Genomic DNA, 12,724 nt, shown 5'->3' with positions numbered 1-12,724 from the left:
TGAGTTTGTTCTATTCCTTTATTTAATGTTGAATCCAGACATGACGAAAGTAAAGGAAGAAGTTTGAATAATACGAACAAGTGTTTTATAATCTGTTTTCAGAAAGCTCTTTTCGCAGACTAAACGATTGTTGCTTTTCGTAAATTGGCTTGCAGCCTGATTATAGCTTGTGGACGTGCTCTTTCCGAACTCAAGTTCAAACAACAGACTGACGGACAAGCCGAAAATACCCACGTTCCGGTATTTCCTAGTGTGTAACACAACAAAGCATGCGAAAAGAGCCTAAATAAAAAAGCTGTAAACCTTCCCATCCACTGCTAAAGGCATTCAATCACAATCGTCATGTTCAAAATGTTCCCCTTCATTTGGCAGCCTGCCCTCCGGAGGTGTCCAAACGCTTTGACATATATTTTTTTCATCTACAACAGAGTAAGTATACGTCCACCCTTTTTCGTTTTCGAACTCCACCATCATATGATAAGGGTTGTACTGCCTCCCGATTCGACGGCTGACTTCCCATTCTTGACCGGGGTACTTTCCTTCAAGATATTGATTGAGCTGTTCTGTCTTCCTGGATACCTGATAATCGATCCAAAAGGGACGAAAAGTAAAGAATAACAGTATGAGTACAGTGGCGGAGAAAGCAGCAATGATACTCAACTTTCTTATCTTTGCCGGCATTAAAATGGCGGTAACAAAAAGAATAAGAATCAGAGCAGCAGACATTAAAATCTCTATTACGGTTATTGGATGCACAGATATCCCCTGCCTACATCTTTATGCTTGTATCCCCGTTCAGTGAACCTCCTAACACTGACAAATCATCAAATGATTCCCGTCCGGATCCCTAAAATTGAACCAGTTCCCTTCAATGCCGGTTGTGAGTTCTACGTTTTTGCTTTTCATGTATTCATAGGCTTCTTCGATATCATTGGTGTTGAGATGGAAAGGCGGTGCTTTATAGATCGTTTCCTCTGAATAAATTTTGCTGTCGAGTACAATGTCCGTTCCGTTCATGGGCAGTATGTACAGGTGACCGAATAAAATCTCCCCATCTGCCGGTACTCCCAATATGTCGCAATACCAGTCCCTTGCCCTTTCAATATCACTCACAGGAATGAAGGCAGCCCCGATTTGATTGACGATTGGTTTTGACATAACATTTCCCCCTTTGCTTTCCCCTTGAAATTTTTAAACTCACTACCAATTATTTCAAAACAGGACAACTAACTCAAGATAATTTTCACACAAAAAAATGGGGCGATGACCCTTAAAAGTCACCACCCTGCTTTTCTTCCTGTCCCTACTATTTATTCATCCACCTCAGGGACCTCAACCGTAAATGGTTTCAACTCCTCAGAAGAAACAAACGATGAAAATTCAAACATGAGGACCGTGTCTTCTAGATTAAAGTCCTGTATGTTGTCTTCTCCATTCAAATCGAATGTGGATTGGTAATGTGCAGTGGCTTTATCAATAACCTTCACTTTGTTTAACGTAATCCCATGATTCTTAGGCGGATACGGATTGTCCGGGTCAATTTTTGATACATACTCTTTATCGACCAGCCAGAACGCATACCCCAAATTATGATCGATGACTTCCTGTTTATGTTCACTTATGTTCTTTGGAAGGCCGGTAAGTTGATAATCCACGACTAATTGATCTCCTTGCTGAATGACGTCATTTACTTGCAGGCCTAAATTCAAGCGTTCGCTTTTTAACGTGAATGTCTTCTTATCCAGCAGCTGCTCTTCTCTTGGAGCTGCTATATTTACCTGAGGATAAAAAGTCAGGGAAGTCGCATCGGCCTTCAGCTTGGTCATTTCTGTCCGCACGGTACTGTGATAATCACCTTCCAGCTCCGACTCCTCGAGTATCGTTTGGTTTCCAAATCTGTACTCATTCCCTTTTTCATCAACCGCTTTTGAAATCCTTATGTTGTCAAACTTGTATTTTTGAGTGGTTTCGTAAACAAGGGAAGACGATTCTTTTGCGGTAAGGATTTCTTTAATCCGGATGATGTTCCCCTTGTCCGGGTACTCGTGGGCTTGATCAATAGCAACGGCGCTATTCAGCTCCTGCCTGACCGGAATATCAAACTTCCACTCCCCCTGAATACCGTTGATGTTATGGATTGTCACCGGAAGACTGAAATCCTCCTTGAATGCTTGATGGGGATAGTCCATTTTCCATTGAAAGTTGTACCCATTATCCACTTTTCGGATATCCCTTGACTGACCGTTCAACCAGGGATCATTGTCTCCCTTATTGTTTTCAAAGTTCACATCAAAGCTGACTTCGCCTTCTTCGTTACGACCTTTCTCAACCCCGTCGTCTACAAAACCTGTGATGGACACGACACTGCCATCAAAGTAAGCGCTTGTCAATTTGACTGTCACTCCATTTTTCGTAACAGCTTGATCCAGCTCGGTGACGGCATTCTGACTGGCGAGCTCCACACCCCTTTGATCGTTAAATTCTTGATAAATCCCGCCGATTAACGGAGCGTTTGCCAAGACATTATTCATCGCAGGACTTACAAAACCGGATGCAATTGTGATTCCAAGGACAGCGGCTGCAGAGGCTGCACCGGCAAGTATCTTCTTTTTCTTTCCATGACCACTTTTCCCGTCCCGGTTGATCCCATTGGAAATGGCATTCAATACTTTTTCTTTCGGCACCGGTATTTCTTCAACTGTACTTTTGAATTCATTGTTATCCATGAGATCTTTCCTCCTCTTTTTCATAAACCTTTTTCAACTCGGCCTTACCCCTGCTTAAGTACGTTTTCACGGTGTTCTCCGGGATGTCCATCACAGTGCTGATCGTCTTGATGGAATAGTCATGATAGTAGAATAGGATAATGGCGGTTCGGTGATTGTGTTTCAGCTGCCCAATGGCCTGTAACAACTGTGAAGACCCCTCAATGTCTGGAGTTGATCCATCCGGCAGGTTGTACAAATACTCATCGTTCATCGACACCACTTTTTCTCGCTTTCTGATCACATCCACCGCACAGTGGATCACGATCCTCGTCAGCCAGGTCAAGAAATACTCAGGTTGTTTCAACGAATGGATCGATTTATAGGCCTGATAGGCTGCTTCCTGGACGACATCCAAGGCATCCTCTTCGTTGTGCACATACAGATAAGCGGTCCTGTAGATTCTTTCGTAATGCTCCTGAACTAACTTTTCAAAAGCATTCTTATTCCCTTTTATTGCTTTTTTTATGAGACGGTTACTATCATTTTGCACCTGTTTTTGCCCCCCTTTACTCATTAGTGGGATCTATTCGGTAGAAAAGTTTCAAATTTATGTATTTTTCTTGAAAATCATATCATGTAAGTTGATACATACGTTCAAAAATATGCAGTTTCCAGGATGGTCCTCATCCCGCATCCTGGAATCTTCGCGGCAATTCAGCTTATACCGATGCCTCAAAGATTTTTCGACAAGTGGCTTGAAAAAGGGAAAAAGTGGCTTGCATTTTTTGAATGTGGCTCGTAAATCCTGAAAGTGGCTCTTATGTTTAATTCGAGGTTATCCGGGCTTCACTTTTTCCTGCTTTTCATCATGATTGCGGCCGTTCAGTGAAGTTTTTTCAAATAAAAAGAGAAAAGTAGAGTGAAAACAGCTCCACTCTATCATTTTTGAAGTCCTTTATTTACATCGAGAACGGGGACGGTTCCCATCCTACTTTTAAAACCGTCCCCCGATCATACAAAGATTTTTCGACAAGTTGGTTGATAAACAGGAAAAGTGGAATGTATTTTTTAAATGTTGCACGTAAATGTGGAAAGTGGATCGTATTTTTCAAAAGCTGCACGTAAATGTGGAAAGTGGAATGTATTTTTAGTTTGGGATGTTTTTGGGTGGCGCGCCTCGGTGCTTCTGCCCGTTTTTACAGGTGACTCAATCGTATAGTGAATCTTTTTGATGAGCCGCGCCCTATTTTTCTTATAAAACCCTATTATTTTCACAAAATCCTGCAATTCGATATTCCCACCGCTCACCATTAGGTCTATAATACTATATTGTAACAGGAATATTTTAACAGATAAGGCGGCCGGTTCTTTAAAAATTTTTACAGACTTTTAAGAATACCTTGCCCGGCTCCTCAGTAAAATGTATCTTGTGGCTATTCGTTTGGGTTATCAGGGGAACAATGTTTTTTCATTTTGTACATAAAAAGATTCGTCCCCGCTCTGCCAAAGCAAAGGAGGATGATCTACGCCTCAAGACCTAGGTGAATATTGGCCTGGAGGAGGCTGTGAATCAGGCAGCAATACAGTATCTTTATAAATAAGGAAAAATAAACCATCCGTATTAGGGGGGGAAACACATGCAAGCTTTAATAAATTGGGGGTTTCGCAATAAGGCAGCCATGGGCCTTTTGGTCGTGATCACATTGATTATCGGTATCATCAGTTATTTCCGTCTGCCCATGGAATTTTTGCCTGAAGCGGACAATCCGCAAGTTACGGTCGTCACCCTGGCGCAGGGGTATGACGCCGGTTCCATGACAACGAATATCACAGAACCCGTGGAGCAGGCGGTCACGTCGATTTCAGGAAAAACATCGATCCTGTCCACGACCGGGGAGGGATATTCCCAGGTCACACTCAACTTTGATTCAAAAACCGATATGAAAGAAGCCAAGAATAAAGTCGAGGACGCGATCAAAGGAATCCGTCTTCCTGAAGGAGTGGGAGAGCCGCTGATTTCGCAGCTGAATACTTCCATGATTCCGATTGGTCAGGTGTCGGTGACATTCGATGACGGATTGACGAAAGAAAATATTGATCTTGCCAACGATGAGTTCAGACCGTTGTTCGAGGAGCAGTCCGGTCTTTCACAAGTCACCTTCGCCGGTGAAAACAGCCCGCGTGTCCAAATCAATCTTGACCACGACAAGCTTGAAAAGTTACAAATCCCGGTCAACGCGGTGATGGGAGTGCTCCAGGGACAGGATGTTACAACCTCTGCCGGCAGCACCACCATCGATGGTCAAAAGAGTACCATCAACGTCACGGATAATCTGACTTCCGTGGACGCCCTGAAGAACCTGTCCGTTCCAATGCAGGTTCCGAATGCTCCTGAAGTCAAACTGAAAGACATCGCAACTGTTGAAAAAGTGAAGCCCGAAGACATCATCACGCGGGTTAACGGGAAAGAAGCGCTCGCCGTCGTCCTTTTTAAAGAAAGTGATGCCAGTGCCGTTACGGCAGGAGATCAAGTGACAGAAACGGTTGATAAAATCAACAGCGATTATGAAGGGGTCGAAGCCACCGCTTTGTTCACAACGGGTGAAATGGTGGAGAACTCGGTGAACAGTATGGTGCGGGAAGTGGCCCTGGGTGCTCTGTTCGCAACACTTGTCATTCTTTTGTTCCTGAGAAAATTCAAGCCGACACTCGTGACCGCCGTCTCGATTCCATTATCACTCTGCATTACGCTTTTCCTTCTGTGGTTATCCGGAGTCACGTTGAACATCCTTACTCTCGGAGGGGTGGCAGTGGCGGTCGGGCGACTGGTCGATGACAGCATCGTCGTCGTCGAAAACATCTTCCGGCGCAGCCAGAATGAGAAGATCACGAAACAGAACGTGCTCCAATCCACCATGGAGGTTTCGCGGGCCATCACGTCGTCCACTCTCATCACCGTGGCCGTCTTCCTGCCGATGGGACTCGTCAACGGATCGCTGAAAGCGTTCCTGCTTCCATTCGGATTGACGGTGACGTACTCGCTACTTGCTTCCCTGCTTGTAGCCTTGACCGTCGTGCCATTGCTTAGCCGCGGCATGTTGAAAAACACTTCAATGCCAAGCCACCGCCCGCCTCACCGTTATGTGAACGTGCTGCGATGGTCATTAAATCATAAATTCGTTCCAATACTGCTGGCGATTCTAGTGTTCGGGGGATCGATCGCCCTTTACATCACATTGCCAAAAGCAGCAACCAATGCAAATGATGCTTCTTTTGTCGCTGTCACGATGGAATTCCCGAGTGATACGCCGGCAGACACTGTGAAGCAGCGCATGACAGACTTCGAGGAAAAAATTTCATCGTTTGAAGGATACGACCATCTGATTACCCAGTACGGCTCAAGTGAAGAGAATGCCCAATACGGAGCCGTGAGTGATTCAGACACCGTTTTCTATACCGTCATCATGAAGGAAGACGGGAATGCCGAATCCTTCATCGATCAGGTGAATGAAGCGAAAAAAGAGGAAAAGGACGTGACCATCACCGCTTCTCCTTCGTCCATCTTCGGGGGATCATCCAACTCAAGCATCACCTATGACGTCGTCGGAAATGACACCGATGAACTTCTGACCACTTCAAAAACGCTAATGGATAAAATCAGCGAAGTGGACGGAGTGAAAAAAGTCTCGAGCAACCAGGAGAAAACATCACCTGTCTTCACGGTGAACGTCAACACAGAGAAAGCGAATGCCCAGCAAACAGCGATGCAGATCCGCTCCTTGCTGAATCCGCAGCCGATCGGGGCCATCAACCTGGATGATGCACCTACTCCAGTGTACCTGGATGCCGGCGTCAACCCGGATACGTTGTCCGACCTGAAAGACTTGACGATCGCTACAAGCTCCGGCATACAGCCGCTTACCGACGTTGCTTCCATCACGGAAGAAGAGAAACCAAGCACCGTCCTGCATAAAGATGGTGACTTATATGTCCGGATCACCGCAGAAGTGGAGCCGGAAAAACTATCAGTCATTTCGAAAAATATCGCTACGGAAATTAAGGATATCGACCTTCCGAAAGGCGTATCTCTGGATACCGGCGGAGCAGCCGCTCAGCAGGCGGATGACTTCAAGGACCTAGGTATGACGATGCTTGCTTCCATCCTGATCGTCTACCTGATCATGGTCCTTACTTTTAAAACGCTGAAAGCGCCGCTGGCCATCTTGATCACGCTGCCGCTCGCCTCAATCGGAGCCGTCCTCGGACTGCTCATCGCCCGGGTGCCTGCAGACGCAACAGCTCTCATCGGAGCACTGATGCTGATCGGGATCGTCGTCACGAACGCCATCGTCCTGATCGACCGCGTCAAACAGAACGAAGAAACAATGATCATCCGCGACGCGATTATCGAAGCATGCGGAACCCGTCTCCGTCCAGTCGTGATGACGGCGGTTGCCACCATCTGTGCCATGCTTCCGCTTCTATTCGGTCATACTGAAGATGGAAGTCTGGTATCAAAATCGCTTGCTGTTGTGGTCATCGGCGGTCTTGCCGGCGCCACTGTGCTGACCCTGGTTGTCGTCCCTGTGTTCTATGAATTGCTTTACTTTAGGAAATCGAAGCGCCAGAGGACTCAGCAATTGGAGGGTGAAGAAAAAATAGCTCAGTAGGAATGTAGATTAGGTTTGAAGGCCGCCGAATTTTTTCGGCGGCTTGATTTTTTGGTTGAGGAAGTTCTTGTCCTGTGGTTTTGCCGCGGGGATATAGTCCCTGGGTTGATTAAAAACGGTTTTCCCTACTTATTCCGGGCGTCTCCCGCTCCCTCTTTATCCCGGATCTCCCAAAGATTTTTCGACAAGTTGCTTGAAAAACAGGAAAAGTGGATTGTATTTTCTAAAAGTGGCACGTAAATCCTAAAAATGGAATGTATTTTCAATCTAGTGTAGATTCGGCATACCCGGATTGGCATATTTGCCAACTTTCAAAGGAGAATCTAACCGTACAATGAAGATTTATATTGAAGATTTCCATTTTTAGTTATAAAAAAAGGCTGTTTTCTAAAAGATTGTTGCTTTTCGTAAATAGGCTTGTAACCTGAATTGAGCTTGTGGACCTTCTCTTTTCGAACTCAAGTTTAAACTAGAGACGGACTGGCAATCTGAAAATACCCAAGTACGGTATTTTCTTGTCTGTATAGCAACAAAATATGCGAAAAGAGCTTAAAAAAAGAGAAAAGCAGAGCGGAAACTACTCCACTCTACTCCCCAAGCACCCTCTCCAAAAACCACTCTAAATTCTGCTCCATCACCGCCATATTCACCCCCGGCTGCTCAGAACAATAAGCCATTCCCTTAAATACAACGAATTCCGTCTCCACGCCCATATCCTTCAACCCCCGATACAGCTCATACGAATTGGTTACCGGAACCCTTGCATCCACTTCGCCGTGCTGGATCAAAGTGGGCGTGCAGGCAAATTTGATATAGGTCATGGGTGAGGTTTTCTCATAAATCTCCTGGTCATTCCATGGATCATTTCCAAGATGCATTCTGATGAACCAAGGGATATCGGTGTTGGCATAATGATGGCGCCAATTCGTGATCCCGCCGCCGACTGACGCGGCCTTGAAGCGGTCACTATAGATGGAACAGAAGGCTGAAATGAATCCGCCCTGGCTCCATCCCATCACGCCAACCCGGTCTTTATCTGCAATCCCCTTGGTCACCAGGGCATCGACCCCTGATATCACATCCTGGCAGTCACCGAGTCCCAGGTTTCGATAGTTCGCTTTTAAAAATTTATTGCCGTAACCGGAACTCCCCCTGTAGTTCGGTTCCAGCACGATAAAGCCTTTTTCGATGAACACTTCAACCGGATACTTATCATTGAAACAGCCTGAATGAATCGGGAAGGATGCCCACGCCGGACCGCCATGGATGAGTACCAATAAAGGATATTTCCCCTTCCCATCAAACCCTGCCGGAGTTGACAACACTCCCTCTATATCAAGACCATCCGTGCTTTGCCACGAGATGATTTCCCTGTTACTTTTAATCTTGCCGCCGAAAAAGCTGTTTTCATCCGTTATCTTTTTACCGTCCACATAGACTTCGAAGGTTTCATTCGCCATCGCCTTGATAAAAGATAGATGCATCCCATCGCCAGTCATGGATGCATCCAGTATAAAACCATCCCTGCTGACCATTTCCACCGTACCATCCTCGGATAACAGCCCGATACAAACAATCGTTTTATCCTGCCATTTAATCAAAATCCCTTTGGATGTCCAACGTAACGGAACAACCGTACTATCAATTTCAGTTAAAGGCTGGGTCCGATGCCCCGTATGAAGATCGACTATCTCCAGCGTACTGTCCTGAATGCGGGTTTTATAGTACTCCTTCTCCCTGATGCTTGCTGCGTAACATAGTTTGCTGCCGTCGGGGGAAAAGTACACGCCCCCTCCCAGCAGCCTATCCACATTCAGCTTTTGCAGACCGCCGGCTTCAATATCCAATAGGTAAAGATCCCGTTTAAAATAATCACGCATATCCGGGCTTGGTCCCGCCAGCAATACAGCCTTTTTCCCATCACTTGAAACATCAAATTCATGGATATGAAAATCCTTACCGTCTGTTAATTGGTGCGCCACGCTGTTTTCACCAGACTCAATGTATGATAGACAATGATTCCTGTATTCCTTCCCTGCATATTGAAAATCCCCATAGATCTCCCTGCTTTTCTTGATTTCCTCTGATTCCAATGACAGCGCAGTATAAAACAAACCCTTACCGGCTGGATCCCATTTGAATGCACTTACTCCCTCTTTCTCCTCTGTCACCTGAACCCCGATGTTACCATCCAATGACTCTACAAAAATTTGATTTTCTCCGTCAACCGAACGAAGGTATGCAAGTTTGCTTGAGTCCGGCGACCATAATGGGGACGTACCCTCTATTAATTCGTATGGTTCTTCCTTACTTTTTTCATAGATCCATATATGATTCTTATATGTATTGTCATTCCAGTCAGCCGTTCGTTTGACGAATGCTGTTTTTTTGCCGTCGTTGCTAATATGAAGACCCGATAATGCTGGCAGTGAGATGAGATCTTTTATGGTTGGATATGTATTTTTGGCTATTCTCATATTGAAACTCCTAATTTTTATTGGTGGAACCGAACCTCTCCAATGGTACTAAATCGTATTGTGTTAAAGAGAGTGCCTCCTATTTTACTTCCAGGAAATTATTAATAACTTCTATAAACTTCTCTGTTTCCTCTAAATCCGGAAAATGTGCGCTCTTATCAAATACCATCATGGTGCTGTTTCTAAGTTTTTTATGTATGATAGTGGAAATGGGTATGCCTGTATTTCGATCAAATGCTCCTGTAATAATCAGCGTTTGATTTTTTATTCCTTCGAGGCGATTTAATAAAGGGGGTTCTGCAGGTCTGTTTATGAGTGCACTCGTCATTAAGCCTGTATTTATCAATTTACTTTCTTCCCATAACGCTCTATTTTTCCTTGCCGATTCTTGATCCTCAAATAACAGCAAATCAACAGTGTCAGGCTCCACCAGCTCCCAAACCTTGCTATAGATTTCTTCTAAAGCGATTCCTTTGTGCATAAGCAAGGAAATTTCATTACTTAAAGATTGGTGTGCGATGGACATAAATCCTGTGATTTGGACCATTTTCTGAATATCACTATCCATCAAGCTGGGAGCCGACAAAATGACTTGGTTTATTTCATTGGGAATCACAGTTGAAATTTCAAGGGCCAGCTCTCCGCCAAATGAATATCCAAGCAGATCTACCTTTTCTGCCCCTAACCACTGCTTTAATTTTCTAAAATCACCAATAAGAAAATCAATCGTATAATCTTCATCCAATCCCGGCTTCTCGGACCTGCCGCAGCCGCGCTGATCATAATAAATGACAGTCCTTGTCCGCGATAACAATGGTCCGGCCGTTCTTTCAAAAACGTAGTGATTCCCTCCTGGTCCCCCATGTATAATAATCAATGGGATTGTCTCATTTTCACTTCCCTCAATTTTCACCCAATGATCAATGCCATTAAAATTAACGGTGAACTCACCATTGATTAAGTTCATAATTGTTTTCTCCTCTTCGAAGTCTGGTTATTTTCTAAAATCAAACAAGATAAGCACAGTTACAGTAATAACTTTTGAACTTGGTCAGAAAAATAATCCCTGACTGGTAAAAGTTCATCTCTAGTAAAGTGATACTTATCGCTTTTGCTGTAATAACTCTCGTTCACTTTTTCAACCGTCTCCCTCAAATCCGACGGCAAATTCACTACTCCCCATTGACCAGCTTCCCGCTTCGAAGAAATGACTCCTTCTTTAAGATACCAGTACACCCGAATCATATTAAGCGTACAATAAATGGGATCTTCCTCGATGTTTGCGATACAATCCTTAAAGTCACTAACGATGGACGAGATATAATCCGACCGGGGCACCGGAGGGAAAACCTCAGTAATTGGCCTGCCTCCAATACAAATCCCCCGATTATTGAGGATCGTTATATGGGCGGCCAAATCTGCATCCGTTTTAATATCATCATTTATCCACTCACCTGTTCCACTATTCAAATCATTTTCATACCGATCTCTCCAAAACTCGCTATAGTGAAAGTCAAATTGACAGGGATGCTGCCATTCTTTTAATTGTCCTTTATTCAAAAAACTTATTTCAATGGGATATGGGTTAGCGGAACACTTCAAAAAGAGCTTTGCCAATCTCCTTTTTGTTTCAAGTTTAATAGCCTTGTCCGTCACTGCAACTATATCAATATCGCTGGTGCCCGGATTAAATCCCCCCATTGCTAAGGAACCGTGGATATAGAACCCAACCAACTCACCGTCCATGATGTTTGCAATCTTTTTTTGCAGATATGCAATAGTATTTTGCACATCAGGTGAAACTGTTACCCAATGAAAACTCATTCATATACCCCTTTTCACTGTTTCGGCGATTCGGTTCTACCCTAAAAGGTCTAACCAAAAGGTACTCTATACCAAATATAATTATATGTATTTTTAAATCCAATATTTTCTGCAACAGAAACGGAAGGCTTATTGATCTCCATGCAATCCCAGTAAGGAGTGATATGATTCGTAAGACAGTCTTTTACGAATGTATGCGCCGCCTTTTGAGCAAGTTTCTTCCCTTGGTGGTGTGGTAACGTCTCAATATCAATCCCATGAACATCTCCAGCCACTACCCCAGAAAAACAAATGCCCGCAATCTCATGTTCATGAACAACCACATATCCAATTCCATCATTCAAAAACCGCTCAATCGATGACCAAAACTCCAAGATTTTCGATTGCAAATAATCGATATTTTTATAGGATGAATTAAAAGTATCCCCTTTAATTTTTATGAGCTCATATCCCGGCTTGTTTACAGGTTCATTTTCCTTCCTATATTGTTCTTTTTGTAATTTATAAACTCTCTGATTGTACCCAATCAAATTATCACCAAATACTTTTTTGATCGTTTTATTCCATTTCGAATGGTACCCAATTGCTTCAAAGGCTGTAAAACCTGCCTTTTCGTAATCTGTTTTGATTACTGTATTAAAAAAATCATTCAGCTCAACATTAAATGCCTCATTATCTTCTCTGCCAAAAAAGATAAAACCATTATGGCTCCCCAGCCAAATAAACCCGGATTCAGGAGCGCTATCATTATCCACAAACAGGCGCCCAGGATGCCCGCCTTCAATGACAGCTTTCGCTTCTAAGAGACCTTCTTCACATAGTAGTTCTTTACATTTGTAAAATTCGGATTTATTGAGTTCTGAAATCACCGGTTTCACCTCCCTCTTCACATACTGTTTAAAGCTTTTCTTGTTCAACAGACTGCTGTTTTCACACCAATAATTTCAGAAAATCTAATTAAAGCCTCCATTGTCCTCATGAATTACTTTAATAACCAGCCCAAACTAATCAAGCCACTTCAAGATTATGATCGCTAAGAAAATGA

At 43.9% G+C, this 12,724-nt stretch carries 9 protein-coding genes; 1 reads left to right on the top strand and 8 read right to left on the bottom strand.

Annotated elements, in window-relative coordinates:
• Window positions 1-327: 327 nt before the first annotated feature.
• The 4 genes from BHE18_RS03975 to BHE18_RS03960 all read right to left on the bottom strand — a co-directional run bounded on the left by BHE18_RS03975 (window position 328) and on the right by BHE18_RS03960 (window position 3,258).
• Window positions 328-756, bottom strand: coding sequence for a hypothetical protein (locus BHE18_RS03975; protein WP_071617344.1), 429 nt, complete (start codon window positions 754-756; stop codon window positions 328-330).
• A gap of 51 nt (window positions 757-807) precedes the next feature.
• A complete protein-coding gene (locus BHE18_RS03970; RefSeq protein ID WP_071617343.1) occupies window positions 808-1,158 on the bottom strand; it encodes a VOC family protein in 351 nt (116 codons plus the stop codon).
• Between the two features lie 152 nt (window positions 1,159-1,310).
• Window positions 1,311-2,726 (bottom strand): DUF4179 domain-containing protein, encoded by a 1,416-nt coding sequence (locus tag BHE18_RS03965; protein ID WP_071617342.1) that lies wholly within the window; start codon window positions 2,724-2,726, stop codon window positions 1,311-1,313.
• Complete coding sequence (locus BHE18_RS03960; RefSeq protein WP_235860245.1) at window positions 2,719-3,258, bottom strand: sigma-70 family RNA polymerase sigma factor; 540 nt, start codon at window positions 3,256-3,258, stop codon at window positions 2,719-2,721. The genes BHE18_RS03965 and BHE18_RS03960 overlap by 8 nt, the downstream gene beginning before the upstream one ends.
• Before the next feature lie 1,087 nt (window positions 3,259-4,345).
• Here BHE18_RS03960 and BHE18_RS03955 point away from each other — a divergent pair.
• Entirely contained in the window at window positions 4,346-7,378 is a 3,033-nt protein-coding gene (locus BHE18_RS03955; protein ID WP_071617340.1) for an efflux RND transporter permease subunit, read from the top strand.
• Between the two features lie 587 nt (window positions 7,379-7,965).
• Here the strand turns inward: BHE18_RS03955 and BHE18_RS03950 are convergent.
• The 4 genes from BHE18_RS03950 to BHE18_RS03935 all read right to left on the bottom strand — a co-directional run bounded on the left by BHE18_RS03950 (window position 7,966) and on the right by BHE18_RS03935 (window position 12,548).
• The gene (locus tag BHE18_RS03950) at window positions 7,966-9,855 is read right to left on the bottom strand and encodes a S9 family peptidase (protein ID WP_071617339.1); all 1,890 of its coding nucleotides are present in this window, start codon (window positions 9,853-9,855) and stop codon (window positions 7,966-7,968) included.
• 79 nt (window positions 9,856-9,934) lie between these two features.
• Window positions 9,935-10,822, bottom strand: coding sequence for an alpha/beta fold hydrolase (locus BHE18_RS03945; RefSeq protein ID WP_071617338.1), 888 nt, complete (start codon window positions 10,820-10,822; stop codon window positions 9,935-9,937).
• Window positions 10,823-10,881: 59 nt separating this feature from the next.
• Window positions 10,882-11,679 carry an aminoglycoside adenylyltransferase domain-containing protein gene (locus BHE18_RS03940; protein ID WP_071617337.1) on the bottom strand — a complete coding sequence of 266 codons (798 nt, stop codon included), beginning with the start codon at window positions 11,677-11,679 and terminating at the stop codon, window positions 10,882-10,884.
• A 50-nt stretch (window positions 11,680-11,729) separates the two neighbouring features.
• Window positions 11,730-12,548 carry a GNAT family N-acetyltransferase gene (locus BHE18_RS03935; RefSeq protein WP_071617336.1) on the bottom strand — a complete coding sequence of 273 codons (819 nt, stop codon included), beginning with the start codon at window positions 12,546-12,548 and terminating at the stop codon, window positions 11,730-11,732.
• Between the last annotated feature and the right edge of the window lie 176 nt (window positions 12,549-12,724).

Origin of the sequence: Rossellomorea aquimaris, from assembly GCF_001877785.1 — a bacterium.
In the GTDB taxonomy this organism is placed as follows: domain Bacteria; phylum Bacillota; class Bacilli; order Bacillales; family Bacillaceae_B; genus Rossellomorea; species Rossellomorea aquimaris_A.
This window is presented reverse-complemented; position numbering and strand designations above follow the sequence as displayed.

Coding starts and splice junctions, on each gene's coding strand:
- BHE18_RS03970 (WP_071617343.1), bottom strand. CDS start 1,158: ATGTCAAAACCAATCGTCAATCAAATCGGGGCTGCCTTCATTCCTGTG.
- BHE18_RS03965 (WP_071617342.1), bottom strand. CDS start 2,726: ATGGATAACAATGAATTCAAAAGTACAGTTGAAGAAATACCGGTGCCG.
- BHE18_RS03955 (WP_071617340.1), top strand. CDS start 4,346: ATGCAAGCTTTAATAAATTGGGGGTTTCGCAATAAGGCAGCCATGGGC.
- BHE18_RS03950 (WP_071617339.1), bottom strand. CDS start 9,855: ATGAGAATAGCCAAAAATACATATCCAACCATAAAAGATCTCATCTCA.
- BHE18_RS03945 (WP_071617338.1), bottom strand. CDS start 10,822: ATGAACTTAATCAATGGTGAGTTCACCGTTAATTTTAATGGCATTGAT.
- BHE18_RS03940 (WP_071617337.1), bottom strand. CDS start 11,679: ATGAGTTTTCATTGGGTAACAGTTTCACCTGATGTGCAAAATACTATT.